This is a genomic window from Nitrosospira sp. TNL300 (assembly GCF_055385915.1).
In genome coordinates this window covers 2718834-2744325 of record NZ_AP041005.1, presented here as the reverse complement: position 1 = coordinate 2744325, position 25492 = coordinate 2718834, and the positions used below count along the sequence as shown (strand labels likewise).

Sequence of the window (25492 nt, the reverse complement as noted above, 5' to 3'; positions counted from 1 at the left end):
TCCCGGAGACTTTAACCATGGCGGTTGTCAAGTTTTCCTGGAATCCGTCCGACAAAAATCGCTTCGCGCTTCCCGGAGTGGGGACAAACGGCGCCAAGCTCAGCGATGAAGTATTAATCAATAATGCCCGATGGTTTATTATCTTCCGGTGGGGCGTTATCGGGGTTCTTCTGCTTTTTCAAGTGCTCGCGCTCATTGCCTCGGACGAGCTTACGAAAATCGGCATTACCCACCAGCAAGGGTGGCCGCTTGCGGTAACGTTGGTATTATTCATTGCAAACGTCATTTATATTCAAACTCTGGATTTTCAGCGGCACACAAAATATAACTCGCCCGCTATAAATATCTGGGCCCAGATCATTGTCGATCTTCTGTGCCTGTCGGTGGTCGTGCATTTTATCGGCAGCATCGCGACTCCGGCTCCCTTCTTTTACGTGCTGCATATAGCGCTGGCGTGCATCTTTTTCTCGACCCTGGAAAGCCTGGTGGTGACCGTTCTGGTATGCGTCATGTATGCCACCATTTTGCTGGATGAACATCCGCTTATTTTTATGGCGTCGCAAGCGCTGACAACCGATCCTGGCATATCCGTTCTGAGTCCGCTCAAGATCAATATTTTCCTGTGGATGTTTACGGTCGATGTGCTCTTTATCATTGTCTGGTATGTCGTCTCAAGGCTGGCGATTGTAGTGCGCATTCATGAGCACAATCTTGTCGATGCCTACGAAGAAATCAGGCGTGCGCAAGTGGAGAAAGACCGTTATGCGGTGCTGATGACACATCAGCTCAAGGCCCCGCTCGATGCTATCCGCAGCAAGATAAACCTTGTAAAGGGAGAATATTGCGGCGAGGTATCGCCCGAAATAAGAGAAGTGATATCGAAGATCGATCATCGCGCTTCCGGCATGGCCGCCCTCATTCTGGATGTTCTCAAGCTGGAACGGTTGAAAGCCGCCGCGCGTGACAACAATGCAAGAGAGCAGATCAGCATTGAAACAGTGATCCGTAAATGCATCGATAAATTAGGGCCGATCGCCAGTTCCCGCCATATCGACGTAAAGGTATCGCTCCAGGACTTCGCCGTTGAAGGTATTCCCAATCAGCTTGAAATACTGCTTGAGAATGTCATTTCAAACGCTATCGCTTATTCATATGACAACACAACGGTAGAAATTGTAGCTGCCGTTGAAGGCGCAGGTTCATACGGTATCGTAACCGTTACCGATCATGGGATAGGAATCGGCGAAAAAGACCTGCCGCATATTTTCGATGAATATTTTTACACTCCGCGCGCGGCACTGCATAACAGGACTTCGAGCGGAATAGGCTTATCGATCGTCAAGACTGTGGCTGAAAACAACAAACTACAGATCAGGATTTCCAGCGAACAGAATGCCGGGACAGCTTTTTCGGTTATTTTTCCCACGATAATATCGGTAGCTATTCCCGAAACGGAGGTGCATCCGGGAGTACCAGGTTCGCATCTTGTAAACTCACAAAGCCCTCCACTTGACTCCGGCAAAGGCGGAAACGAACTCGCCTCCACGCATTGAAACGTGCCGAGAAGAAGCTTCGGATACCATCACGACATCGGCTCCGACACCCATTTCTTTCTCATGATCTTGATCTGGCCTTTGTGTGTCTTGCTATCCAGCCGCTTTTTCTGGGAGCTCGGTGTCGGTCTGGTCGGCTTGCGTTTTCGCGGCAACTCGGCGATGCTGTCGACAAGTTCGTGCAGCCGTCTTAAGGCTTCCTCGCGGTTTTTCTCCTGGCTGCGATACTGCTGGGCCTTGATAATGATCACGCCTTCACGGGTGATGCGCTGGTCGCTCAGCTTCAGCAAGCGCTCCTTATGAATATCGGATAGCGATGAAGCGGTAATGTCGAAGCGCAGGTGAACGGCGCTCGATACCTTGTTTACATTCTGCCCGCCTGCGCCTTGCGCGCGAATTGCTTTTATTTCGATCTCGTGATCGGGAATATCTATTTTTCCTATTTTTCCGAGAGCTGCCATCACTTTTCCTGCCCGCTGCCCCATTCAGGCGAGAACGCTCTTGGCACGAAACCGAAATCGCCGGCCGCTTCCGTATGGTCAAAACAGAGGTCGACATTCATTCGTGTTGCCATTTCGGTTGTGATCTCTTGCTTGCCGGGGAGCAGCATGGCTGAACGTATCGCCACCCGATAGAGCCACAAGGGGGCGATCAGGAAATGTGCAGGCTTGCCGAGTGAACTGAAAATTTTCTCCACCATCTGGCGATAGCTTAAAGTCTCGCCACCGCTCAGGTTGTAGGCCTTATTGAAGGTCAGAGGGTGGAAGAGCGCGGTCACGCACGCCTGCGCGAGATCGGCGGCATGGATCGGTTGCCGCAGCCCGGTGGCTTGTCCGATCAATGGAAAAAAGCCGTAACGCCGGATAAAGCCTGCAATTCTCGTAATATTCTTGTCGCGAACACAATCATAAACCAGTGTTGGACGAAATATTGTCCAATCCATTCTGGACGCGCTGCAAAAGCGGCGCACAGCCTCTTCCGCTTCCGCCAGCCGGGTTGCCACCTTTCTTTCTGCCGGGTTGGCGGAGTGCGCTTTACTGAACACGCTGGTGGAACCGAAGCCGATCACGCGTTTCAGTTGAAGCGTGTTCAGTACCGGCAGCAGCGGTGGAAGGAGCCAGAGCGGGGCGAGATGAATGAGAATTTGCGCGTTTACATCAGGTATCTGTTCTATCTGGCTCATGTCTGCCTGATGCCAGATCAATTTTCCATTGGAAGGCACTGCTTCCGCCGATCGACGACTGATCGCATGAACCTCATAGCCGGCGCCCAGCAGACTCGGCAGCAGAAATTCTCCGATAATACTGGTAGCGCCTGTGACCATGATTTTATGGTTGGAGCCCGGATCAGCCATTTGATTTGTTAGCGCGGGAAGCAATGCACGGGATTCTGCAAGATCGGAACCGGAGATCAGAAAAGGTCCCGGAAACAGGCTGCTGGTTTCACCTCGATTGCGTCCGTCTCCCCATATGCTGCACGCAATGAACTGTGGCTATCGTCCCGAAACGCAACCATATTCCCGCTGCTACCAGCCACATCAGAGCGCCAGGGTATTCCTGCCGGAAGAACTTGCGATAGAAGCGCATCATTCCCCTGTGCTTGTGCCATTCCACGAATATCGGTCGGGATCTGCTGCATGTTCCCTTATGGTGCACTACCGGCGCATCAGGCACGAAAAGTATTTTCCAGCCTTTTTTCCGGAAACGCATGCACCAGTCAAGGTCCTCGCAGTGAAGAAAATAACCCTCATCCCATGGGCCAACATCCCGGATTGCCTCCTGCCGCACCAGCATGAGTGCGCCGGAAATAGCTTCCACTTCTAGCGGTCCCGCCGGTAAAGGCTGCTTATGCAGGTGAAAATCAAAAAACAGCCGGGGCCAGTAACGCTCGAAGCGATACAAACCAAAAGCGCGCACGAGGGAACGCCACGGTGTCGGCACTGCACGGCGTCCTCCTGCCTGCTCGGTCCCATCCTGATTGGTTAAAAGCCCACCCGCCATGCCGGCCTGGGGGGTCATTTCCAATACATAGAGCAGGCGTGGCAACGAATTTTTACTCAGGATGCAATCAGGATTGAGAAACAGAACATGAGGCTCGCAAGCAGCTTTGGCCGCGATGTTGCAAGCCGCGGCAAAACCGAGATTGGCTGCGTTGCGGATGATCCTGAGTTTAGGTTTGTTTAGAAAGCGTTCCGCGCAGAGCTCCAGACTTCGATCCGAGGAGGCGTTGTCCACTACCAGCACTTCAGTCACCTGTGGCAGTGCCGATTCAACACAGTCCACCAGGATTTGGCCGGCATTGTAGTTAACGATTACAACCGAGACGCAAAGGGGATTCGAATTATCATCCATCTCGCCTGGCAGCTCTTCCGCGTAAAATCCCTTTTCCTTTTAAGACCTTTAATAAGCCACCGCCCATCTTCAACAAAAACTCGTACCCGCTGGTCGATATGTAAATGTGCTTCACGCGCCACTGCCGCTGGCAGGCGCACGCCGAGGCTATTGCCCCACTGCTTAATATCGAGAATCGCTTCGGCCAATTGGTACTGCTAAGATAGATGGTACTGCTAAGATAGATGTATAAATATAAGCTTATACATCGGTAAAATTTTCGTCAAACTGTTCCACTGTCGATGCTCAGCGGCCTTGCTGCACGAGCATGATATTAATACCAGATTTGAATTAAGTGCTTCATTTTCAGTCATCTTCGAGTTCATAATCCGCAACATTTGGGGAAAGAAGATTTACACCACTTAAATTCAGTTCAATGTCCATGTTCTGGTGCGGAATACCAATAATCTCGATTGCGCTTCCAGCCACGCGATAAAATATTATGTGGCTGCCTTCATTGAAACTGCGGTAGCCTTCCTTTACTTCATCTCTTGCTCGTCCCAGCATTGGATTGTCTGCAAGCCATCGCATCCGTTCCCGAAGCTGCAATGTGTATTTGTCCGTCTGCGCTTTCCCCCATTGCCGGGTTGTGTATTTACGTATGTTAGCAATATCCATTTTTGCTTCTGGTGAGAGGATGTAACGTTTCATGCTTCATTTAACAGTTCAGCAAAAAATCCTTCGCCGTCCACTCCTTCTCCCCTGTCTAGTTGTCCCTCACCTATGACCAATTTCGCCCGTAACCTTTCGAGTTTCATCTGCTGGTATTCCTGCACTGACATAACCACGGCAACCGCCCGCCCGTGTTTTTCAATGGTAAGCGCTTCCCGTTGCACGGTATCTAGCATTTTCCCAAAGTTATTTTTTGCGTCTTTAGCAGCAATGGCTTTCATCGCAAAGTCCTTCTAAAAAAGCTATTATAGTCATAATAGCCATAATAGACACTATAACGCAAACTAAAAATACTGGCCCTACAAACAATAAAATTAAGTAAGGACTTGCTGCTGGCAGCGCACCTGTCCACCAGTGTCTTTGAATCAAGCTTCAAATGGGTTAATCACATCCACACCCGCCGGGACAAAATGTTGAACATTCCTGGTAGCAACCTTCAGACCATGAGTCAGCGCTGTCGCAGCAATCAACAAATCAGCACTATCATTTCCCAACCGGGCTGAAAGGTTCCCCCAGCGCCGGGCTATAGCCGATGTAACCGGTAATATGCGGTCGCCGTAGAGGCGCAATAAATCTTCAATCCACCGCATGAGTAATGCGGCGAATGTGGGATCGCTGATTCGTTTCCTTTCGATGCCGCGTTCGATTTCGCCAATACTTACGACACTTAGAAACAAGTCACTGTCCCGATAACCTGTGAGCCAGCGGATAACCTGAGGAGATGTGTCATGTTTGCGGAGTTCTGAAAGAACAACCGTATCCAGGAGAATCATGAGAAATCGACGTCACGCAGCGCCGGAGAAGCACGGTCGCTATCGGCTTCGTCTTCTTCCTTCTGCCGGGGTATCGCCAGCAGGTGAGCGACAAAGCCGGGCGCTGCCACATGCGCGCTGCGTTGCAAAGATTCGAACGCCTCCTCGGAGAGAACAACTACTGCCGGCTTGCCGCTACGGGTAATGTGCTGCGGCTCGCCTCGCAAAGCCGCATCCACTAACTGGCTAAATTGAGTTTTTGCATCCTGAAGCCGCCATTGGTTTGAACGCATTGATTCCTCGGATTGACCAGATTATCTGGTCAGATTGTGGCGGGCTAAAGGGCAATAGTCAAGGACAGTGCGGATTGATGACGGGTCGTATTCGCTCCAGGTCTGTTTTCGGCAATGCTGGATTTGCCCATCTACAACTCCTGGTCCCGGTGTTGATGCGTGGTATTGGCGTCATATGGAGAGGTTCTGGCACTCGTGCGTGAGTTTGAGACGCCGGCAATTTTCTTGTAGGTGAGAATCTTTTCCTTTAATAACTGATTACTGGCTTTGATGAGATCAGTGTAGTGGGTATTTTCAACGCCCCAGATGGTAGAGTGCTCGGACTCCTTGTGTCCGACCAGAAACGGGTCGACCGTCAGTATGTTGAGTGCCCCTTGCCTTTTAAGGTAGCGATCTATCGTGTTCGTTGTCACGTCGTGGTTATTTTCATCCCATTGAGCAATCGTATCGTAGACGCGTTCACTGTAAACATTGAAAACCATGCTCATCAATTTATTGATGACTGCGAACTGCTGATCCCGGAATTTGTATAAGCCGAGCACGTTAACATCCTTATCCAGATCGGCTATCAAGCCTGCGAATATATCCCAGGTAATGTCAGAATCATTCAGACATTCTTGGATGTTTCGCCACCGCATCTCGAAATCGGATGGAAACTCGACATCGTCTTCACAGATTGTTATCTGTCGCAGACCTTGCTGGCGCGCGAGCATGATGAGGTACTTGTAGCTCATCGCACAGCCGATCCAGCTTTGCGTATGGCGCAAACCCGGGAAAGCGGAAAAACCGAATCTGTTATCCCTGGTGAATCCCTCGGCCCGCTCGACATATTCGGGCAGGCTAAGACAGACGATGTCGCTTGGCAGTTCGGCTTTGTGGCCTGCCAGATGCCAAAATTCCTCGAATGAAATATCGTCCGTTGCCAACAGGAGCCGGTAGAAGAAGTAATCAGTGTTGTCCGGGCAGCTATCCAGGGGAAGATAGAAAATCCGGCGTGGATCGAGGCCCTTGCGCGTGAGCAAGGCAATGTTCGCGGTAGAGCAGTCGAGAACAGCAGACGCGTTTTGCAGGACTTGCAGATAGGCTTCAGTAAACAGGTCGGCGCTGCTTGAATCCTCCACCTGAACGGCAATATAAAAAGTGGGAAGATGCACAAACGCTGGAGCGTTGATGACAAAATGGGTGCGCTCCTCATACCTCTCTATGGATGGTCCTTGGGCGATCCTCGAAGCAATTCCAGCGCGGGATAATGCATTTGCGATGCGATTTGCTGCGCTGAGGTGGCAAGACGTAGCCAAAATGATGACGGGGTCATCGCAGTTGGATCGTAACCGCATTAGCGACTTGATTCCAACCTGTGGTGCAAGTATACGCCGAGCTCCACCTCGTCTGAGGCTCTTGTTAAAGCGCGATAAGGCGTTTAACAAGCCCCATTTTCGTACAAATGAGAAATATCCTTTGAGAACTTCGGGATGCTGTCGGAAGTATTCTGCCGTCGCAGCGATACGAGTGCAGCTATCCGCTAATTTTCGAATTTTCCTGCCTAGTACGCGCAAAATTTTGCTTACTCTGTGGATACAGTGGCACTAAAAGTATTTTCAGAAATTGTAAAGGAATGTCTCGTACGGCTTCCTGCGCGTCTCGATGCCTCCCGCGCTATTCATCACGCAAGCTTCTCTTTTTCACAATTCCTTTCAGCTTGCACACCTTGAAAGCTGCCCAATATGCGCGATAGGTGAGATAGCGGGTTTCATCATCGAAATCGAAGCCCGAAGCCAGTTTCAGGTTGGCAATCGAATCGAGATGACGGGCTGATTTGACGATAGCATCATAGTGCCCATTTATCATCCTCCAGTTTTTATCCAGATCGACAATTTCTGCCCATCGCTGAATTTCCGGTTCAGGATGAAGCCTGCTCATGACGTAATTGGAGGACCCCTGGCGTTCCAGCCGATGGCAGAAGGCGTCGAAGTCCATCTTCCTGACCATTATGGAGACAGCATTCCTGTTATAGATTACCGCAACCCATGCTTCGAGAGCCGATAGCCTAGTTCGATATCCTCTGCGCCAAAGCGGAAAACGGGATTGAATACGCCATGCTCCAGCAAGAAGGAGCGCTTGCAGGAGGAACGCCCACCCCAGAAATAAGAGTAATCGAGAATATCTCCATCCTTTAGGGAGGGGTAGGAGAATAAAAAACAACCTACTTCGGTGACGAAATACATGAGCGGATTCTGGCTGATCTCCGGGTCAAGAGCGGTGTAGCCCAGTACTGCGTAATGTTGAGCCGGAAATTTCAGGTGCGTTTTGACATGCTCTTCCAGGAGAGTCTCGGCGGCAATGTCGTCGTCATCCAGGAAAAACACTAGATCACCCTGGCTGGCAAAAAGGCCGTGATTCTTTGCACTGGCCAATCCGGCATTGCGCTGATAGAGGTAGCGCAGGGGGAGCTTTCCTGCAAAAGCTGCCGCAATAGCTTCGGTATTGTCCGCTGATCCATCGTTTATTATCACGACTTCGAATTTATCGGCTGGCAGAGTTTGTTCGCACAGGCTCTCCAGCACCTGAGTCAATAGCGGTGCGCGGTTGTAGGTACAGATTACTACGCTCAGTAACGGTACTGCCGCATTATGTTCTGTGGAAAGGGAGCGGTCAGGCATAGGATTCGAGTATGAAGAACGCATCTTTTTTGGGGAGATGCGGTCTCATTGAGAGATAATCGTTCATGGTCTTTGCAGCCGATGCATGATCGTAATACGCCACCGGTTTGCGCAAGCTGTGGGCAACCGGCACGGCATCGACGATTCCCATTTTAAGACCGTGTTTCTCAGCCAAAACCGGCCATACAAAATCATTCCCCCAGCCCATGGGACTTGCCTCATCAAAAGGCAGAATGTAGTCAAAGGCGCTGCGATGTAAGGAGAATAAAGGCCCGATCTCGACAAAACGAGTCCAACGGGCATCGATTCCATCGAGTTGCTCCACAAATGGATGATCGATATAGCTGTCATGAGTTCTTGCGGGTTGCGCAATCGCGAAATTATAGTGCGACACCCGCGCAAGATAGGAATCGAGGAAACCCGGCGGTAGAACGATGTCGTCATCACTGATAATGATGTATTCGAAATCGTACAGATTGACTGTCTTCAATAGCCGATTCAGCAACAGGAATTTGGGTGCAGGCATCTCGAGTCTTTGTACGGTGAGAGATGCCATATCCGGTTTTGGCAGGTTTTTTCCCAATGAGACCCATTGCTGCTCGACTGTCCAGTCCTTGCTGTCAGCAAATTCCCGGCTGATGTCAACAGCAAAATTTTCCTTGTCGGCAAGATATATTCCGGCTATGAGTACCCGTAACATCTGCGGGGGCATCTCTCCCGAACTGTTCATATTGCACTTCCAGAAGCGGTGGAATTGTGCTCTCCATCTCCCGGAAAAACTGGAAGTTTGGCTTCGTTGTTTCCAACACTCCAATCAAGGAGCGACGTGCCGGGTGCTGAAAAGATATTGGCCCATTGCTTCCTGGTTCTGTCATCAGAGTGAAGAGTTGGGAAACCTGGCACCAAGGCGATTTTTGTTTCAGGTTGCACCACAAAAAGATTATCTTTTTCCTTATTATCGGCTGCTACGAGTACGAGATCTGCGCAGGCGGTGTTGAAAAGTTCGAATCGATGAAGTTCGGTGCTGGCATCGGGAAAAACGGGATCGGGACGAATAGTGGGTTGCGGGTTGGCTATCCAATAGATGACCCTTGAATAGGGAGCGTATGCCCGCACGTAAGGTAAGTGCTGGAACGCTGTCACCGTCCCATATAACAGCACATGATGATATTTCCCCCCTTCAGCCCTCAGATGGAGAGGGACCGCATCGAGTCCGTGGAGAAGGTGAATACCTTGTTTTTCAAGTGCTTCCTCGCGAAGCAGCTCACTTGAATCCGGAATAAAGGTGATATGGAACCCCATCTCTCGCAGCAGATGAAGGATCGCCGGCATGGGATGAGCGTCGTTATCCTCATCGGTCGAAAGCACTGACGAACCCACTACCAATATCCAACGCTGCGCCGAATCATACTGGTACGTGCTCGCGACTACAGAAGGCAGGGCATCAGGATTACGGTCAAACTGGGAAACATTCTTGGTAGAGACCTTCCATGCACCGGGCCGGCCCAGATATATGTCCTTGAGCCGATGCTTGAAATACCAAGGTAGCGGTAGATTCCTGTATATTTGGCGCAACAGCCTGTTGAACCAGATGGAATAGATGAGCCTGACAGATTTCCAATCATTCATTAATAATCATTCTGAATAGAAGGAAATCATGCCTTAAATTTCTTGCTCTCGAAAACGAGTCCATTATTACCGAATATCCCGTAGCGGATGTCGTAGAGTTTATGCATTGTAGTGCGGAATCCGAACTGAGCTAATTTCAGCAGCATTTCCAAGGAAAAAATATTGTATACGAGTATGTCGTTAGGATTTAACGGATCCAGGTGATAAATGGGTTCCATATGATGAATAACTTCACCATCAATTATTTCTGCTCTTTTCTCATCCAAATAGTCGGTTTGATAAAAAGGGACGGTAAAAATGTGGACTCCTCCAGGCTTTAATATCCTGTAAATCTCTTTAAATGCCTTATAAGGATCTGGAATATGCTCGAAAACGTCACTTGTCATTACGACATCAAAAGTATTTTCCTCAAAGTGAGAATGCGTGAGGTCTACGTTTAGTACCCCATCGACAATATCTCCAGACTTATATTTCCTGCCAAAATACTCACATGAGACATAGTTGACATTGTGCTTAAGGCACTCATGCAATCCGCCCGACGCCTCGGTATTCAAAATCTGCTTGTCGGATGTTATTTTGCCGAAATCTCCGAAGTTAAGAACCTTTCGCAGTACAAAACCTAACTGCCTCTTTCTATTACTTGCTTTACATAATATGCAGTAACCCAATTCCCTATGATTGTTCCGAAATTTACCAAAATAGCTCGGGTGACCACAAACTGAACATATTCCAACGAAACCATATCTGGAAGTGAAGCTCTCTAAACGGTTAAAGTTTCTATCGGCAATTGGGTAAATTCTCATTCTCGTCTGTTTAATGCTTACGGTTTTTCACGTCTTCCCAATAACCAGATTAAGTACTGATTTCTAATAGCGGATCCCGTTTTTCAACTTCTGCCGTATTTCCTTCAGAGCCAGAAGTTCCATCGAACACCTCAAGGTAAACCTTTTCATAGTGTCTTAACATAATTGCCGGGTCGAACTTTCGTGCTGCTTCTGGAACACACTGGAGGTGACTAAGGTAGAAATCGGTTTTCTCCGCATAGGCGGCAATCGTTTCAGCAACGGCGGCAACCGGGATATTCTGATCTTCAAGATTAAATACTGACCCAGCGACTCCCTTCCCGGTGGCCAGCATGTTTTTAATTTCTCCAACATTACTCGCCAGCATGGGACGGTTGGAGTGGAGGCATTCGATCAGTACGAGGGGAAAACTTTCCCCGGTAAAGCGTGAGGGAAGAAAACCGAGATCAGATGTTGCAAAATAATCCCGCGTATTTGGACGAAACCCCAGGAAGTGAATGAAGCTGTCTTTGACAATTGGCCTTAGTCGATCATATTCCGGTCCTGCACCGATCAGGAGTAAATGAATGTCCTTTTCACTGATTTTCCTCGCTAATTTCACAGCTTCGATACCCTCTTGCCAACCCTTCTCCGGAATTGCTCTACTCACCACACAAATCAAAAAGGCCTCTTCCGGAACGCCAAGCTCTGATCGAGGTACAGGCATTATCGGGCTAATGTCCACGGCATTATCGATGCGGACAAAAGCGTCTGTATCAAAGCCATGGGAAATGAATGGCGCAAGGTTTTTATTCGAAAGGTAGACAAATTTACTGACCCTCTTTTTCAAGAGAGGTAAAACTTGTGCCAAATCGGCTGGAGGGACAGTCTCATACATGCCGTGCGTAGTGACAATCAGCTTGGCATTGGAATCAGGTTTCAGGAAATGGCAGATATTCGCATCTACCCAGCCGTGATGCGAGTGGATAATTTCGATACCCATATCCTCAAATACTGTTCCAAACTTCTCGAGACTGTCCACTTCCAAAAGGGGGATATCTTTGCGCAACATTCCGCGCATACCTGCTTCAGTCGGAGCCCTTCCGCAGTTAAGAAAGGTTACTCCATACCCTGTTGCTTTCAGCATATTGGCTAGCTTGATGGGGAAGGCCTCTCCACCTCCTGCTGTCAGTGCAAATGAGGCCATAAGCACATTTGGCTTCCGCGATGCAGCCACACGTTGGATGCGCTCAAAGCTATAGCAGTTTCCAAACGAGACTTCTGAATAATCCGTACGAAAGGTACGCCACTGGGACTGCAAAACCTGCTGTTGGCGTTCAAACACATCTTTATCCACGCGGTACAAACTTAGAAGCTCTTTTGCGACCAGCTCATGCTCATGATAATAGATGTTACTGCTATACGTATTTCGTGAGGTGTTGTTTTCATGGAGGCGGTAGTAATTTGTAGCTTTCGGTGTGTAGGCAACCAGACCCCCTCGTACAAGATGCAAATAAAATATCCAGTCCCCGCATATCCTCATCTGCTTCCAAATGTTGTCGTCCAGCAATTCAAGTTTTCCTGGATGGCGAAAAACGGCGCTGCTGGCGTTCGGCACAATATTCTTTATCGCCCACGCCTTGTTGACCAAATGGTGGGCTGACATTACAAAGGGCTTATGCCATAAGTTAGCGTCGACTTCTGTTAAATACTCCTCCAGGCTCCATACCTGTTTGGCAGATGTCCTTTCCACGAATACGCTTCGGCAATATGCAAGCATCACTGCCTGGTTCACAAAGCATTTGATGAGCTCTTCCAGAAAATTTTCAGAACAGTAATCGTCGCTCTCGGCTACCCATACAAGGTCGCCTGTCGCCATCTCAAATCCTCGCTGCCACTGCTTAAACGCACTACCAGAATTTTTCTCATTGAAGGTGTACTTTGTTATTTGCGGATAACGCGATCGATATTCTTCGAGAATCTCTGGGCTTTCATCGGTGGAAGCATCATCCAACAGAATGACTTCGATATTTGAATATTTTTGCTGATAAATGGAACTCAGCCGTTGCCGAAGGAAGTCAGCATGGTTATAGCTCGGTACAATGACAGATACTTTGGGTTGGAAATCTGCAGCCGGCTCATGATTGTTTTGATAAAGTTCCTTCGAATCGGAACTGAATAAATCGGAACTGAATAAAAGAGACTGTAAAAGTTTCCTTTTTAAAAATGGGGCCAGTTTAACGAAGATCAGTTCGTGCAGCTTCGGCGATATGGGATATACAATTTTGATTGATATGCCCCGAGCGAAAAGGTAGATATTACGGATTTGCTGGCGAATCGAATAATGGAATATATAGTTTTTCACTAATCTTTGTGCTGCATATCTATATTGAAGATGTCGCATATCTATATTGAAGAGGGGTAATGTCGTATATGTATAAAGCTCAACGTACCATTTAAGTTGGCATCAGTCAGGGAAAAGCTTGCTAAAGCCGAAGTGGATTTGATGAGTTCACACCGCGAAAATGGTTTGCTATCTGAATTATCAAAAAACTGAAGCGATGCTCCATGACAGCAAACGGAAAAAGAGTAGGCAGAATTGGATATTACTCTTCAGCAACTACTCAGTATCTATAGGAACTGTTCCAGTGGACTGATGATTATATTTTGGGGTATAAGGTCAAAAAAATAACCTGATAGCTTATCTGGTAGCCAACAAAGTCCAATTGAGCACTCCTTCCGTTTTTCAATGATGGAAGCCGCATCACATAGCAATGAATGAAAAGAGCTACCTCTTCGATTAGCCAGATCCCTAACTAACCATTTTTACCGAGGCTACACCTTGCGCTTTTCCGAGCCAAGATACCATCGTCAAATTAACAATGGTTGCATACCTCATGATGGAAGGAGAAATTATATTCGTACACCTAAAGTACGTGCGGTTCTGACGAAGGGGAGCAATAGAAAGCGAAGCCATCGCCTTTGATTCACAGCAATCTTCAAACCCCTTACTTTTAGCGGTATATAGTATTTGACTGTAGATGATATCGCTTCCCAGAAGGTTAAATGGGCGTCAATCGTAATGCTTGTTATCCTGCTGTGATGGGGGACACTGAAGTGGGGGAATGTGGAAAATCTGCGTACGCCTGTTTTTGCATTTAAAGTCGCTTGGAGAAATTGATGTCCGAACCAGCGATCCGGTTCCAGGTGGCATCCTTCAGCCCACTCATTCCAGGCGTTGATAAACACAAGCTCATCGGCGTTGCCCGTCTGCTTCACCTGGTCAATAGTGGACGCAAGCCAATGTTCGTAATTTTCTGGGGTACCATTCAACACTATTAGTGCGCGTTCCTTTATTCGTACCGTGTTATCCCATGATGGAAATACCGTCTTGAAAACACGAGCATTGTCATACACTCTATCAAGATGAGATTGAGCGATTGACGCAAACTGTATGAGGCTGCCTATAAACTTTCCATGAAATTCCACTTGATCATTAATATTAGCTATTTTGAGATTGTGTGGTGGGAACTCGACGCCACTATCAAACGCGAACTGAGCGTAGTCCTCGTTGCCGTGAGTTAACGCTGCACATATATGTATCTCACCTAAACCTATGGAACGGCAGTACTCTCGCCAGACCGCGGCTGTTTTGACCGGATCAGGTAACTGTTGAGGTCGATATACAATGAAGTATGGTTTTCCGTCCACGCGGATATAGCGTTTATCCTGAAAAAACGGTACTAGTGATTTGATGAAATTCAAGTCGTCATCGGGTAGGTACTGCTGGGCAATCAGAATTTCCTGATCAGCTCCATCCCAGCGGCGGGTCCAGTTTTCGTTTGCCCAGCACAGGCAAAATGGCATATCGCTTTCAGGATCAGCCAGCATATCATCCAACGGCAGGCTTAGAATCCTTTTACCCGAGAACCAGTAGTAGTGGTAGCAGAATCCATCTATACCATATTGTCTGGCAACCTTGATCTGTTCGCGTCGCGTTTGGCGGAGGCGCAGATCATAAAACCCAAAGTCTGTAGGCAAATGTGGCTGGAGATGACCTTCAAACAGAGGCTCAGCCTTTGTCACATTAGTCCATTCCGTGAAGCCTTTACCCCACCAGAGATCGTTTTCAGGTGTGGGATGAAATTGTGGAAGATAAAAGGCAATCAAGCGTGGGCTTATGTGATTTTCTGACGGCGGCGTTGTGGATTGGGTTTCAGGTGCCATGAGTGAAATCTCCCTAGCCGGATGATCTAACGGCACTGCTTTAACAACGACCTGATATACCCGGGAGTGGGGAGTATTCATAATCAAATCTCGCATCGGAGAGGAAATTCCAGACCAGCTTGAAGCGAGTTCGGTTTCATCTGGGAATTTGATGACGTAGCGAGCATCGATAATTTTCAGATCTGCCTGTGCAAACAATTTTTCAATGTTCTTAAAGCCAAAAAAACGAATATGAGTACGATCCAGCAAACCCCAGTCGCGATATTCGAAGTCACTATTAATCAGGCATGAAACCATGGCTGCATGCCCAGCATGGGGTAGTGAAACTACAAGATACCCATTTTGGTTGATAAAAGAAGCCATTCGTTTTAGGGTAACCCAGGGGTCATATAAGTGCTCCAACACGTCGGCAGCGACTACAACATCGAATGGTTCTACGCCATCAAGCAAGCACGGCCAATCAGCAGAGTTCAGATCGGCCTGAATAACCGATTCGCAGTAAGGCCTTACTTTTTTGATTGCTTCTGAATCAAGTTCAAGGCCTGTCACCCTGCATTGTGTCTGCTCGGTTAGAATTTTTGTAATAGAGCCAGGCCCGCAACCAATTTCCAGTACACGTTTTGATTGGCCAACAAGATGCATCACATGAACTGCTGCGGTTTGTTCCGTTAGATCTACCTCATACTCGTAAATATGCCTGTTTTCAGGGTTCATACTTGTGCTATAAAATTTGAACTGTTAGGATAAAAACTTGATATTTAACGAATGTGCATGACATGGATTGACAATAAGGGTGAATTCCTTCGGCTATCCTTGCAGATACACGCATCAGCGCGAAGTTCCTCTAATGTCTCGTACCAATGCAGACAAAGTTGTAGGCAGCTGAAAATTCTGTAGACCTTCGTCTATAAACAGAAATGGGGATAAATAGGTTTCTTGATTCTAGATTAACGTGCTTAATCTGACCGATGATCGACAACGTGTTGTTCGCTCACCTCGAGTAAATGCTAAATCCCACCCTCTCGAACGGGCTGAATTGCATCCCTATCAAACGATTATCGCCTTACAATGGGTTTGGTTGGGCCTAATGTATCGATAATATTCTTAGCCACCCGTATTGGTTTCGTTATCCGCCAACTAGTAGAGGACAGAAGTGTGGCTATCTCCTCATTGATTTCAGCAATATGCTCATCACGTTTTGCCACCGACTGGTTAAGCTGCTTAATCTGCTTCTCTCTTTCCGAGATGGTTTGCTCGTACCTTACCAAAACCCGCTCAAGCTGTTTAATTATGCTTTGGCTTAATTCTGCCACTGCCTTATTTAGGCGGGCAATTTGAAGATCAGTGGATAGTACCGGTTGATTTAACGGATTAAATTTTGGGTATTCATTGCTGATCATGGATGGTTTTCGCCAATAGACACCCACTCCGTCAATTTCTACAATCTCCGGACACAGTTCGTTGTCACTACAATAATCCTCTACTGCTTTCCTACACGCTGGCACAACATGATAGTCATCGACAATTACATATCCGTGAGGCGACAGCTTCGGATACAGATTGGTAAGCGCGTCCATCGTTGACTCGTACATATCGCCATCCAGCCGGATCAATGCCAGTTGCCCAATGGGTGCATAAGGCAAGGTATCTTTGAACCAGCCTTTGAGGAATTTTACCTGCTCGTCCAGTAAACCATAAGCTCGAAAATTCTCCTGGACTTGCTCGATGGGTACCACGAGTTCCTCGTATTTATGAAAGCTGGAACCGGTGTCCGCCGGGTACCGTGATTCGTTGGCAGGAGGAAGGCCTTCAAAGGAATCGGCAACCCAGACATATCGATCCGAGATGTTATGCGCCCAAAGAACCGCCCGCATCAGGATACATGCGCCGCCTCGCCATACACCTGTTTCTATGAGGTCGCCCGGAACGTTGTCGGTAATCACGGACTCCGTCAGTGCTCGCAAGTTGGCCAGCCGTTTTATACCAATCATCGTTTGTGCATGCGAGGGCCAGTCCAAACCATGCTCGCGCAACTGCGGGTTAAATGTGTTTGATCCGAATGGTGCTCGCGACTCGTCTCGATAAATATTGCCAGTCAACGAAGATTGCATCAATTCGAGATATATACGCCGTATGCGTTGCAACTCGTCCACGGCTTGCCTCGAGCTGTCTGATTGCTCGTACGGAAGCACGTCGTTTATTGGCTGAGGGATACCAGACCGGTTAGTCATGACCCTATCGCCTTGATTTCTGAATTTCGTTGGGACCACACACTCCGGTAAAGAATCTGATCAAGATAGGTCAGTTGCTCCAGTAATTTTAATGTTGATTGCGACAAGTCTTTCGATGTAGGACGTGTTGGCGTGGCATTTGAAATAATTTTTTCCTCAGGCAGAGCGATTCCCAGATCCGTAAGTATCCTGTCGCGATCTTGCTCAAAGGTTTCTGTCAAACCGATATAAGAAAAATTTTCAAGATGCTTGATTGCCAGATCAAGAAGCTCTGTGGACTCGAATGACGATAGGTCGCGATTTTCGAGATTGCCAAAACCGCAAGCAAGCTGCCAAACCTGGTTATTCCATATAAAAAATTTGATTTCTGGTTGCTCCAGGCCCATTTTTAGGAATTCATCCAGTGAAAATTGCTGACACAACCGGTATGTTTCAAATTCATTCGGATCCCGATTTTTGCAGAAATAATAAAAAGATAGAACTCTATCGATCGGGTCGCGCAAGAATGTGAACGTGTATCTTCCATGCATAAACAGTTTGGCAAAATCATAACCAAAATGACCGGATAGAAAGGGTATGCTGCGAAAATCACTGATAACCTGTTCATTGATCCAGAAGTCTTTTTTGAACGGAGAATGATAAACTCCTTTCAAATAGTCACCGTGGCTAATGATGTTTTCTTGTTGATAATGTAACTTGGCTATGTCAACCATTGAGGTACCCGCCGTTTTCTGGATATGAATGAAAATAGCGGGTTTTTTACCGGGCATTTCTAATTCCTGAATACTCATAAATCAATCTTTGCGTGTTTGTTACACAGTTCGATGGAATCAAAGATTAATCCAATTAATCCATTTACACTGCTGGAGGCGTGCGATTCCAGGCTGAAGGCGTCATGAAGCCATTGTAGCTGAACAACATCCGGCGGGATGCCGTCGGCAATTGCCACGTCTACCGTATACGATCCACGGGGCAATATCGGTATACGAAATGTGAATGCCGCCTCTACCGTTTCGTCGGGTTTGGCTTTAACCGGATTTAAACAGTGATCCAGATAAGTATTTTGTCCAAACAAAACTTGGCCGAGCTTATCCTTGACATTCATTCCAATAACAATATTGCGGCAATTTACCAGTACCTCTGCTTCAATTACAAAGCGAACCTGTTCTCCACCAACTATCCATGAAAGCTGCTGCCCCTCCAGGTCAGTCAATTTTGTGCTAGTAATTTTTGCGCCGCCATTGCCGAAACCTCGAGTATCGGGCGAGAAATCGAAGATCTGGATATCATTTCGTAAATTCGAATGATTAATGAATTGCATTCGCATATCACGTTTTGACTTAAGCTCCTCAATCAGAATTTCTTTATTTCCAGATTTCACTGAGCTTCGTTCATTCTTCTGCATTGTTGAAGTCCACGAGGTAGCTTCATAACGTTTGGCAAGATATTTTTCACAAACGATCTTTGCAGAGCCGATTGCTTGAACCTCGCCACGGTCTAACCAAACTGCATCATCACATAGATTTACAACAGCCCCTGAATCATGTGTCACAAAGATAAGGGTGCCGTTAACTCTAAAATCATGCAGAAATCGCATGCATTTTTGATTGAAAAAAACATCGCCCACCGCCAGAGCCTCATCAATTACAAGAACATTCGCATTTACATTGGCGATGATGGCGAATGCGAGACGCACATACATCCCAGATGAATATTGCTTAACCGGCTGGTCGATAAATTCACCAATGTCTGCAAACGCCAAGATGTCATCGTACTTTGCGTCAATCTCCGCTTGAGAAAGCCCGAGAATTGATGCATTCATATATACGTTTTCTCGCCCCGTAAATTCCGGGTTGAAACCGGAGCCCAGTTCCAGCAAGGCAGCTATGCGACCATTGGTTTCTATCAGTCCATTCGTGGGTGACAGTGTGCCGCAAATGATCTGAAGCAACGTAGATTTGCCGGAGCCGTTGCGGCCAATGATGCCTACCGCCTGGCCCTTTTTTATTTCAAAGGAAACATCCTTCAGTGCCCAGAATTCCCGAAAATAGTGTTTAGGTGTTTTGCCCAGCAGCCGTTGCAGGCGAGGAGCGATAAATTGCTTGAGTCGATCCCGAGGCGCGTCGTAAATCTGGTAGCACTTCGAAATGTTTTGAACACGAACAGCAAAGTTGCCGGAATCCGACATTGCACTTTCACTTTTATCACTTCCTGCCTGATTTCCACTTCCTGTTTCGGATAAGGGAAGGTTGGCAGCATTTGCGATATTTTCCGTGTCAGAGAACATCGGCAAATCCCTTGCGGGTTTTCTGAAACCAGGCGAATCCTGCCCACGCTATCAGCAAGGAAGCAACCATCATGACGCTCCAATGCCCGAAGTCTGGCAGTTGTCCGAAGACGAGCACCTTTCTTCCTTCCTCGATGATGAACGCAAGCGGGTTAAGCTGTAATAAACCCTGGTATTCTTCAGGCAGGATGCTTAAGGGATAAAACACGGGGGAAAGAAACAGTAATACCGTGGTAAACATTCCCGTAAGCTGCCCGATATCGCGCACAAACACACCGAAAGCTGCCAGAAACCAGGCAAAGCCCATGGAAATAAAAATGAGCGGAAGCAGGACCAAGGGGAAAAGGATCACGGTCCAGGGCAGTTGATGGCTGATGAGGAGCTGTGCAAGCAACAGCACGCCAACGCTGATGACCGTATGAAACAGCGCAGAGCCGAATGCTACCCAAGGGAGTATTTCCAGCGGGAAAATGACTTTTTTCACGTAATTGACATTCGACAGGATCAATGCGGGTGCGCGGTTGACGCACTCAGCGAACAGGCCATGCACAATCATGCCGACAAAAAGAATAATGGCGAAATCCGTTTTGCTTTCTTCTCCACCCACTCCCCAGCGCGCCTTGAATACCACTGAAAATACGAACGTATAAATCACGAGCATGAGCAGGGGATTGAAGAAGGACCATGCCATGCCCATGATAGAGCCGCGGTAGCGGCCGATGACTTCACGTTTGGTAAGCGCGGTAATCAAGTCTCTGTTGCGCCAGAGACTTGCGGCCATTTCATGTGGAAGAACGGAAAATTTTTGCATTTAGCGCACGGGATAGCTTTGCGCGGGTGTTCTACAGATGACGGGAAGCATCCATGCAAGCATGCAGGATGCGAATAATGGTGGTGTTGTAGGGTGTGATGCGAAAATAAATCATATGCCGACCGATATTATACCGGCGATAACCTGGCCGGATATGAGTATCTGACTTCTACACTTGGCGTTAATGCAAATCGCTTGCGATCCTTCTATCGATCTATTGAAAAATATCAAGAAAATTTTTTATTCACTTCTTGCATTTCACCCAAAGTTGCCTATAATACGAATCATTCTCATTAATAACTGCGGAAACGGCGCCATGGATAAGTTACTCACAGTTCCGGAAACCAACGCGGATAAACAGAAGTTCGCCATGCTGGATCGGACTCGACGCATCTACAGCGATGCGCTGTTTTCCCACGGTGATGAGGTGTTTATTCAGCATCAGGGCGAGCAATATCGCTTGCGGCGTACCCGTAACGGTAAGCTCATTTTAACCAAATAGCAGAAATACTGGACGAATAGCAGGGAATAGTAGACTTAGGGCGCTCATCATGTATATTTGTGTCTGCAAAGGTGTAACCGATACCGCAATCCGCGAAGCCGTCATTCATCGAGGTGCCGACCGGATGCGGGATTTAAAGACTTGCCTGGGTGTGAGCGAGCAGTGCGGGATTTGCGCATGCCACGCGAAGGAGGTCCTGGAAAAGGCACTGATGCAGAAAAACATGGTTCAACACCATCCCACATAAACCCACTCGTTAATTCGAGATTTCGCCTGAGGAGGCATACATGAAGAGCAACGCAGACATTATCCAGTGGCTTAACCGCCAATTGCAGCATGAATTGACGGCCATCAATCAGTATTTCCTTCATGCGCGCATGTACGAAAACTGGGGTTTCGACAAGCTTGGCAAGCTGGAATACGAAGAATCCATAGAAGAGATGAAGCACGCCGATGCGCTCATCAAGCGTATCCTGTTTCTGGAAGGGTTGCCCAACCTGCAGGAACTGGGCAAGCTTCTGATTGGTGAGAAGGCGGAGGAATGCGTTGACTGCGACCTCAGGCTTGAAATGATTTCACGCGAGACGCTGCTTGGTGGAATCGCCGTGTGTGAAGCCGCGAAGGATTACGTTTCGCGGGAGCTTCTGAAAGAAATCCTGGAAGATACTGAAGAGCATATCGACTGGCTGGAAACGCAGCTGGATGTGATGCAGAAGGTGGGCATCCAGAACTGGCTGCAGAGCCAGATGTAGATTTGTTCATGAATGCCGCTGGATTTCTTTTTCCAGCGGCGGCCTTTATTCGGGTTTGTTCAATCTTTTACCTTTTTTGATTTTTAGCCAGCCAGCCCATACAGGGCAAGCCAGCTTTCTGACCTGTGCGGAGTATGGGCTGTGCAACAGCTTAAGGCAACATCGCTGGCTAATCTCTGTGTTCCCGCTTCTGCCCTGATTGAACCAGAGCACTGCGATCCCGCAGCCTCCAGGCAGGATAATTCCTCTCCTTCTCCGAATTTATTCATCCGCCACAGGCAGACGCCGCAGATATTGCAGGCGCTGCTCGGAAAAAATCTGGTCGCGGTTATCAGGCAATTTTTCAGGGGGCAGGGCAGCAATCCTTTTTTTACCCCTGCAAGGCTGACCCGGATAGCACGACTGGGTCGATCATCGGCTTTGATTGAGAGATCGAAACCAGTACCTGTCGGCAAGCTGCCGCCAGATAGCAAGTTTGTTCATTCACTCTCACCCGATCGAGTGGACCCCGAAAATCGTGTCAGGCGGGAAGTCGCCGAAACGAATGGGTTTCCACTGATCAAGGAATCCGCCCCGCCTGCGTCGTTTTCCTTTGAGCATTCCTCTTCCGCCGCTTCTGGGGAAAAAGGAGACGGCAGGTGCGAGGGATCCGGTATTGGGGGGCGTTGCGTTCTGTGCGTAGGGGGGCGCGCCGCTCTATACCCGGAATATCACCGCGTAGTGGAGGCTTCAGGCGGTAAGCTGGTGATCTACAGGAACATGCCTCAGGGCCCGGGACATCACTTGCCCGTATTGTTGGACCATGCTGACATGGTTGTCTGCCCCATGGATTGCGTAAACCATACTGCTTTTTTCACCGTCAAGCGTTACTGCCGGCGTGCCGGCAAGCCCTGCGTCTTGTTGGATCGCTCAAGCCTTTCCACTTTTCGTAAAGGTATCGCAACTCTGGCGGCATTGAGTGCCTCATCCGCGTCCGGTAGATTCGATCAATCAAAGAGGCGCTGCCCAGATTCTCCCGAAGAGGGACCAGCGCTTAAGGATTTTAAGGATTAAGAACATTCAGCCTGATGGTGTGGAAATCAGTAAGGGCCAGTAGGGGTGGGGTCGTGATATTTATGATCGGAATGCGCGGCAACCCGCCGAAGCGACTATGCAGGAGTTCGCTCTTGTTTAGCGCCGCAGGAATCGCCTTCCTTCGGGCGGGTGAGGATGTCAAATCTTGCAGTGATTATTATTCGTATTATAAAAACATGAATATTTGCAATGCAGGCCGGGTTATGGCGCTGCTTGGTCTTCTTGCGCTTTTCGGTGTGGGGCACGCAGTGGCCGCGGAAAGGGAGTATTGGGTTGCGGCGGAAAAAGTCACCTGGAACTACGCACCGTCCGGAAAGAATCTGATCAAGCCGGATGACGGATTGGGAGTGTGGGGCAAAACGCTGACATATCCCAAATACCGCTATTTTGGCTATAAGGATGGGCGCTACAAGGAGCGGTTGGTGCAGCCGGAGTGGGCGGGAATTCTGGGCCCCCAGCTTCGTGCAGAGGTGGGAGACACCCTCAAGGTTCATTTTCTGAACAAGACCGACCGGCCGCTTTCCATGCACCCGCACGGCGTATTCTATGACAAGAAAAGCGAGGGGGCCGATGCCGCCAGCGCGGGAGCAGGTATCGGGGCTGCGGTGCCGCCGGGAAAATCCTTTACTTATACCTGGGTTGTGGATGAGGCTTCCGGTCCCGGGCCAACCGATCCTTCATCGATCGTCTGGCTGTATCACTCGCATGTAATGGAAGAGGAAGAGGCAAATCTCGGCCTGGTCGGTACCATCATTGTGACCCGGCAGGGCATGGCAAGATCGATGCGCGAACCAGCGCCGAATGATGTGGATCAAGAGTTCATCACCTTGTTCATGATCTTCAATGAGGAGAACGGGGAAGAAAGCGGAATGAAGCATACGATCAACGGCCGTATTTTTGGTAACCTCAAAGGTTACGATACAAGTATTGGAAAGCGTGTGCGCTGGCACGTCGTGGCACTCGGCAATGAGACGGATAACCATACCGTGCACTGGCATGCCCAGACAGTACTCGATCATGGACGTCGCACGGATGTGGTGGAAGTGTTGCCCGCGAGCATGACCTCCGTCGATATGATTCCGCGTTCGCCCGGTAACTGGTTACTGCACTGCCACGTCGACGATCACATGATGGCCGGGATGTCTACCCGGTGGAACGTGGCACCAGCAAAATGATGCAAGACAAATACTTATAACAACTCAATCATTTCCAATCCTTGATAAATAATAGAAAAGGAAAAGCTCCATGAAACTCGCGCAATTTATCCATGTCACAAGTATGGGTATTATCGGCTGTGTGTTCAGCCTGGATGTTGCAGCCCATGCGCTGTGGCTTGAGAAAGAAGCCGGAGCAATCCGGCTTTATTTCGGTGAATACGCGGAAAACCTGCGTGAGTCTTCGCCGGGCAGGCTCGATAGCATTATCGAACCGAAGGTGACGGTGGTAAACGCGAAAGGCATGGAAAAGCCTGTCGAAGTCAGGCGCGAGAGTAACTATTTTGCGGTACCGGCAGGCAAGGAGGCCCAGGACGGCGCCGTGCTGGTGCAGGCGCTCAAGCAATCCATACGCGAGCCGCAAGGGCAAATCCCGTCTCCTACCTACAGAAGATTTCTCTACACGCGCTTCGGGAACGGAGGCAGCCTGCCGCTCGATATACAGGAATCCGGCAACACGTTGCGCCTGACCTACTTGGGAAAGCCTGTCCCCAAGACCGAAATCGTGGTCATCGCACCCAATGGCTGGGAGAAACATCTGAAGACGGATGAGAAAGGGGAGGTGACCTACTCGTTGCTCGAGCCGGGCCTGTATGTGATCGAAGCGAAATACGAGATGCACAAACCCGGCGAGTTCGAGGGCAAGGCATACGCCGTCGAGAGCCACAAGGTCACACGCAGCCTGTATAAATGAGCACTGTTCAATCCGGCGCGCAAGCAGCCCCAAAATCTTCAGCAACTTCAGCAACTGCCCAGAGCATGGTGCAGTCCCAAGTTGCAGGCCAAGTTGCAGGCCAGGGGGCGCGTCCCATAGTGACGGAGCCCCGCGGTTACCTCTTTTTATCACAGGGAATGAAGCGCGGCCGCTTTCTGGTCTGGCTGCGGCGCACTCATGCGTGGATGGGACTCTGGGGCGCGGCGCTTGGCTTGCTATTCGGGGTATCCGGGATTCTGCTGAACCACCGCAGTGAAATGAAGATTCCCCTCGCGGCGCAGCATGAAATCCGCGAAATACTCACTCCGCCGACCAGCAGCGTTGAGTCACCGGAAGCGTTGGAATCATGGCTGCGCGAAAAATTCAAAATGCCTGATGCAAAATCGCGCACACAGAAAAAACCGGCGGGGCCGGTGCCATGGGGAGGGGGCCAGGTCATACAGCCGGAAAACTGGCGTATTACGCTCCTTGCGCCCAATCACAGCGTGACCGCCGAATACTGGAAAGGGGATGCCGAGACGCATATCGAGCGGAAAGAGGCCAATGCCTGGGCGACTCTGGCAAACTTCCACAAGGGAAGCGGAATGTCCAATGTCTGGATATTGCTCACTGACACGCTGGCAGGGGGCCTGCTGGTGCTGGCAATCACCGGGACCCTGTTGTGGAGTCGCCTGCATGGTCCCCGCTTGATGGCAGCCGGATTGATTGGTACGACCCTGACGACTGCTGCGATCCTCATGATGACGACGCTATCGCTGGCATGATCGCATGATCGTTATTTTTTCGAACGGGTCCCTGAACTGCGATAAAAGAATGTCCAATTGATTATAATTTCCCGCCCAGTTTCGCTGGGAAAAAGAATCCACAGCCAGCCAACGCCTTCGTGCTTGTAGCCAGCCAGCAGTAAAAAATTAAAAGAGGCTATAAGTGAAACAGTTATCCAGATTC

Annotated in this window: 29 protein-coding genes; 8 read left to right on the top strand and 21 right to left on the bottom strand. The window is 48.8% G+C overall.

Annotated elements, in window-relative coordinates; translation table 11 throughout:
* Positions 1-17: 17 nt before the first annotated feature.
* Positions 18-1553, top strand: a complete 1536-nt coding sequence (locus ACZ5BW_RS12545) for a sensor histidine kinase (RefSeq protein ID WP_464540443.1) — start codon at positions 18-20, stop codon at positions 1551-1553.
* 29 nt (positions 1554-1582) lie between these two features.
* Here the strand turns inward: ACZ5BW_RS12545 and arfB are convergent, their stop codons facing one another.
* The 21 genes from arfB to ACZ5BW_RS12440 all read right to left on the bottom strand — a co-directional run bounded on the left by arfB (position 1583) and on the right by ACZ5BW_RS12440 (position 20402).
* Positions 1583-2014, bottom strand: coding sequence for an alternative ribosome rescue aminoacyl-tRNA hydrolase ArfB (gene arfB, locus ACZ5BW_RS12540; protein ID WP_464540441.1), 432 nt, complete (start codon positions 2012-2014; stop codon positions 1583-1585).
* On the bottom strand, positions 2014-2907 hold the full coding sequence (locus ACZ5BW_RS12535; RefSeq protein ID WP_464540440.1) for an NAD-dependent epimerase/dehydratase family protein: 894 nt from the start codon (positions 2905-2907) through the stop codon (positions 2014-2016). Before ACZ5BW_RS12535 ends, arfB begins: the two co-directional genes overlap by 1 nt.
* A gap of 88 nt (positions 2908-2995) precedes the next feature.
* Positions 2996-3904 (bottom strand): glycosyltransferase, encoded by a 909-nt coding sequence (locus ACZ5BW_RS12530; RefSeq protein WP_464540438.1) that lies wholly within the window; start codon positions 3902-3904, stop codon positions 2996-2998.
* Positions 3865-4026, bottom strand: a complete 162-nt coding sequence (locus ACZ5BW_RS12525; RefSeq protein ID WP_464543711.1) for a hypothetical protein — start codon at positions 4024-4026, stop codon at positions 3865-3867. The genes ACZ5BW_RS12530 and ACZ5BW_RS12525 overlap by 40 nt, the downstream gene beginning before the upstream one ends.
* A 223-nt stretch (positions 4027-4249) precedes the next feature.
* Positions 4250-4594, bottom strand: a complete 345-nt coding sequence (locus ACZ5BW_RS12520) for a type II toxin-antitoxin system RelE/ParE family toxin (protein WP_464540436.1) — start codon at positions 4592-4594, stop codon at positions 4250-4252.
* A complete protein-coding gene (locus tag ACZ5BW_RS12515; RefSeq protein ID WP_464540434.1) occupies positions 4591-4836 on the bottom strand; it encodes a type II toxin-antitoxin system Phd/YefM family antitoxin in 246 nt (81 codons plus the stop codon). The genes ACZ5BW_RS12520 and ACZ5BW_RS12515 overlap by 4 nt, the downstream gene beginning before the upstream one ends.
* A gap of 144 nt (positions 4837-4980) precedes the next feature.
* Positions 4981-5388 carry a PIN domain-containing protein gene (locus tag ACZ5BW_RS12510; protein ID WP_464540431.1) on the bottom strand — a complete coding sequence of 136 codons (408 nt, stop codon included), beginning with the start codon at positions 5386-5388 and terminating at the stop codon, positions 4981-4983.
* Complete coding sequence (locus ACZ5BW_RS12505; RefSeq protein WP_464540429.1) at positions 5385-5660, bottom strand: type II toxin-antitoxin system Phd/YefM family antitoxin; 276 nt, start codon at positions 5658-5660, stop codon at positions 5385-5387. The genes ACZ5BW_RS12510 and ACZ5BW_RS12505 overlap by 4 nt, the downstream gene beginning before the upstream one ends.
* A gap of 131 nt (positions 5661-5791) precedes the next feature.
* Complete coding sequence (locus tag ACZ5BW_RS12500; protein ID WP_464540426.1) at positions 5792-6997, bottom strand: hypothetical protein; 1206 nt, start codon at positions 6995-6997, stop codon at positions 5792-5794.
* A gap of 319 nt (positions 6998-7316) precedes the next feature.
* Positions 7317-7649 carry a hypothetical protein gene (locus ACZ5BW_RS12495; RefSeq protein WP_464574164.1) on the bottom strand — a complete coding sequence of 111 codons (333 nt, stop codon included), beginning with the start codon at positions 7647-7649 and terminating at the stop codon, positions 7317-7319.
* Positions 7650-7675: 26 nt separating this feature from the next.
* Positions 7676-8320 carry a glycosyltransferase family 2 protein gene (locus ACZ5BW_RS12490; RefSeq protein ID WP_464574163.1) on the bottom strand — a complete coding sequence of 215 codons (645 nt, stop codon included), beginning with the start codon at positions 8318-8320 and terminating at the stop codon, positions 7676-7678.
* Positions 8313-9050 carry a hypothetical protein gene (locus ACZ5BW_RS12485; protein WP_464574162.1) on the bottom strand — a complete coding sequence of 246 codons (738 nt, stop codon included), beginning with the start codon at positions 9048-9050 and terminating at the stop codon, positions 8313-8315. Before ACZ5BW_RS12485 ends, ACZ5BW_RS12490 begins: the two co-directional genes overlap by 8 nt.
* The gene (locus ACZ5BW_RS12480; protein WP_464574161.1) at positions 9047-9700 is read right to left on the bottom strand and encodes a hypothetical protein; all 654 of its coding nucleotides are present in this window, start codon (positions 9698-9700) and stop codon (positions 9047-9049) included. The genes ACZ5BW_RS12485 and ACZ5BW_RS12480 overlap by 4 nt, the downstream gene beginning before the upstream one ends.
* A 275-nt stretch (positions 9701-9975) precedes the next feature.
* Positions 9976-10752 (bottom strand): class I SAM-dependent methyltransferase, encoded by a 777-nt coding sequence (locus tag ACZ5BW_RS12475; RefSeq protein ID WP_464540420.1) that lies wholly within the window; start codon positions 10750-10752, stop codon positions 9976-9978.
* A 49-nt stretch (positions 10753-10801) separates the two neighbouring features.
* Positions 10802-13096: a glycosyltransferase gene (locus ACZ5BW_RS12470; protein ID WP_464540418.1), complete on the bottom strand. Its 2295-nt coding sequence runs from the start codon at positions 13094-13096 to the stop codon at positions 10802-10804.
* 548 nt (positions 13097-13644) lie between these two features.
* On the bottom strand, positions 13645-15672 hold the full coding sequence (locus tag ACZ5BW_RS12465; RefSeq protein ID WP_464540416.1) for a glycoside hydrolase family 99-like domain-containing protein: 2028 nt from the start codon (positions 15670-15672) through the stop codon (positions 13645-13647).
* A 341-nt stretch (positions 15673-16013) separates the two neighbouring features.
* Positions 16014-17111, bottom strand: a complete 1098-nt coding sequence (locus ACZ5BW_RS12460) for a TylF/MycF/NovP-related O-methyltransferase (RefSeq protein ID WP_464540414.1) — start codon at positions 17109-17111, stop codon at positions 16014-16016.
* A 74-nt stretch (positions 17112-17185) separates the two neighbouring features.
* Positions 17186-17980, bottom strand: a complete 795-nt coding sequence (locus ACZ5BW_RS12455) for a sulfotransferase family 2 domain-containing protein (RefSeq protein ID WP_464540412.1) — start codon at positions 17978-17980, stop codon at positions 17186-17188.
* A complete protein-coding gene (locus ACZ5BW_RS12450) occupies positions 17977-19476 on the bottom strand; it encodes an ABC transporter ATP-binding protein (protein ID WP_464540410.1) in 1500 nt (499 codons plus the stop codon). Before ACZ5BW_RS12450 ends, ACZ5BW_RS12455 begins: the two co-directional genes overlap by 4 nt.
* The gene (locus tag ACZ5BW_RS12445; RefSeq protein ID WP_464540408.1) at positions 19466-20287 is read right to left on the bottom strand and encodes an ABC transporter permease; all 822 of its coding nucleotides are present in this window, start codon (positions 20285-20287) and stop codon (positions 19466-19468) included. The genes ACZ5BW_RS12450 and ACZ5BW_RS12445 overlap by 11 nt, the downstream gene beginning before the upstream one ends.
* 31 nt (positions 20288-20318) lie before the next feature.
* Positions 20319-20402, bottom strand: coding sequence for a hypothetical protein (locus tag ACZ5BW_RS12440; protein ID WP_464543710.1), 84 nt, complete (start codon positions 20400-20402; stop codon positions 20319-20321).
* 201 nt (positions 20403-20603) lie between these two features.
* Between ACZ5BW_RS12440 and hemP the strand changes: the two genes are divergently transcribed.
* The 7 genes from hemP (at position 20604) to ACZ5BW_RS12405 (ending at position 25308) form a co-directional block, all read left to right on the top strand.
* The gene (gene hemP, locus ACZ5BW_RS12435; RefSeq protein ID WP_081363630.1) at positions 20604-20789 is read left to right on the top strand and encodes a hemin uptake protein HemP; all 186 of its coding nucleotides are present in this window, start codon (positions 20604-20606) and stop codon (positions 20787-20789) included.
* A gap of 49 nt (positions 20790-20838) precedes the next feature.
* Positions 20839-21036 carry a (2Fe-2S)-binding protein gene (locus tag ACZ5BW_RS12430; protein ID WP_464540405.1) on the top strand — a complete coding sequence of 66 codons (198 nt, stop codon included), beginning with the start codon at positions 20839-20841 and terminating at the stop codon, positions 21034-21036.
* Between the two features lie 40 nt (positions 21037-21076).
* A complete protein-coding gene (gene bfr, locus ACZ5BW_RS12425; RefSeq protein ID WP_464540403.1) occupies positions 21077-21541 on the top strand; it encodes a bacterioferritin in 465 nt (154 codons plus the stop codon).
* 141 nt (positions 21542-21682) lie between these two features.
* Positions 21683-22594: a DUF2325 domain-containing protein gene (locus tag ACZ5BW_RS12420; RefSeq protein WP_464540400.1), complete on the top strand. Its 912-nt coding sequence runs from the start codon at positions 21683-21685 to the stop codon at positions 22592-22594.
* A 197-nt stretch (positions 22595-22791) separates the two neighbouring features.
* Positions 22792-23790, top strand: a complete 999-nt coding sequence (locus tag ACZ5BW_RS12415) for a multicopper oxidase domain-containing protein (protein WP_464540398.1) — start codon at positions 22792-22794, stop codon at positions 23788-23790.
* Positions 23791-23860: 70 nt separating this feature from the next.
* A complete protein-coding gene (locus tag ACZ5BW_RS12410; protein ID WP_464540396.1) occupies positions 23861-24523 on the top strand; it encodes a DUF4198 domain-containing protein in 663 nt (220 codons plus the stop codon).
* Positions 24524-24588: 65 nt separating this feature from the next.
* Positions 24589-25308 carry a PepSY-associated TM helix domain-containing protein gene (locus ACZ5BW_RS12405; protein ID WP_464540394.1) on the top strand — a complete coding sequence of 240 codons (720 nt, stop codon included), beginning with the start codon at positions 24589-24591 and terminating at the stop codon, positions 25306-25308.
* The last annotated feature ends 184 nt before the right edge of the window (positions 25309-25492 follow it).

Coding starts and splice junctions, on each gene's coding strand:
- ACZ5BW_RS12545 (WP_464540443.1), top strand. CDS start 18: ATGGCGGTTGTCAAGTTTTCCTGGAATCCGTCCGACAAAAATCGCTTC.
- arfB (WP_464540441.1), bottom strand. CDS start 2,014: ATGGCAGCTCTCGGAAAAATAGGAAAAATAGATATTCCCGATCACGAG.
- ACZ5BW_RS12535 (WP_464540440.1), bottom strand. CDS start 2,907: ATGGCTGATCCGGGCTCCAACCATAAAATCATGGTCACAGGCGCTACC.
- ACZ5BW_RS12530 (WP_464540438.1), bottom strand. CDS start 3,904: ATGGATGATAATTCGAATCCCCTTTGCGTCTCGGTTGTAATCGTTAAC.
- ACZ5BW_RS12520 (WP_464540436.1), bottom strand. CDS start 4,594: ATGAAACGTTACATCCTCTCACCAGAAGCAAAAATGGATATTGCTAAC.
- ACZ5BW_RS12515 (WP_464540434.1), bottom strand. CDS start 4,836: ATGAAAGCCATTGCTGCTAAAGACGCAAAAAATAACTTTGGGAAAATG.
- ACZ5BW_RS12510 (WP_464540431.1), bottom strand. CDS start 5,388: ATGATTCTCCTGGATACGGTTGTTCTTTCAGAACTCCGCAAACATGAC.
- ACZ5BW_RS12505 (WP_464540429.1), bottom strand. CDS start 5,660: ATGCGTTCAAACCAATGGCGGCTTCAGGATGCAAAAACTCAATTTAGC.
- ACZ5BW_RS12500 (WP_464540426.1), bottom strand. CDS start 6,997: ATGCGGTTACGATCCAACTGCGATGACCCCGTCATCATTTTGGCTACG.
- ACZ5BW_RS12495 (WP_464574164.1), bottom strand. CDS start 7,649: ATGGTCAGGAAGATGGACTTCGACGCCTTCTGCCATCGGCTGGAACGC.
- ACZ5BW_RS12490 (WP_464574163.1), bottom strand. CDS start 8,320: ATGCCTGACCGCTCCCTTTCCACAGAACATAATGCGGCAGTACCGTTA.
- ACZ5BW_RS12485 (WP_464574162.1), bottom strand. CDS start 9,050: ATGAACAGTTCGGGAGAGATGCCCCCGCAGATGTTACGGGTACTCATA.
- ACZ5BW_RS12475 (WP_464540420.1), bottom strand. CDS start 10,752: ATGAGAATTTACCCAATTGCCGATAGAAACTTTAACCGTTTAGAGAGC.
- ACZ5BW_RS12465 (WP_464540416.1), bottom strand. CDS start 15,672: ATGAACCCTGAAAACAGGCATATTTACGAGTATGAGGTAGATCTAACG.
- ACZ5BW_RS12455 (WP_464540412.1), bottom strand. CDS start 17,980: ATGAGTATTCAGGAATTAGAAATGCCCGGTAAAAAACCCGCTATTTTC.
- ACZ5BW_RS12450 (WP_464540410.1), bottom strand. CDS start 19,476: ATGTTCTCTGACACGGAAAATATCGCAAATGCTGCCAACCTTCCCTTA.
- ACZ5BW_RS12445 (WP_464540408.1), bottom strand. CDS start 20,287: ATGCAAAAATTTTCCGTTCTTCCACATGAAATGGCCGCAAGTCTCTGG.
- ACZ5BW_RS12440 (WP_464543710.1), bottom strand. CDS start 20,402: ATGATTTATTTTCGCATCACACCCTACAACACCACCATTATTCGCATC.
- hemP (WP_081363630.1), top strand. CDS start 20,604: ATGGATAAGTTACTCACAGTTCCGGAAACCAACGCGGATAAACAGAAG.
- ACZ5BW_RS12430 (WP_464540405.1), top strand. CDS start 20,839: ATGTATATTTGTGTCTGCAAAGGTGTAACCGATACCGCAATCCGCGAA.
- bfr (WP_464540403.1), top strand. CDS start 21,077: ATGAAGAGCAACGCAGACATTATCCAGTGGCTTAACCGCCAATTGCAG.
- ACZ5BW_RS12415 (WP_464540398.1), top strand. CDS start 22,792: ATGAATATTTGCAATGCAGGCCGGGTTATGGCGCTGCTTGGTCTTCTT.
- ACZ5BW_RS12410 (WP_464540396.1), top strand. CDS start 23,861: ATGAAACTCGCGCAATTTATCCATGTCACAAGTATGGGTATTATCGGC.
- ACZ5BW_RS12405 (WP_464540394.1), top strand. CDS start 24,589: ATGGTGCAGTCCCAAGTTGCAGGCCAAGTTGCAGGCCAGGGGGCGCGT.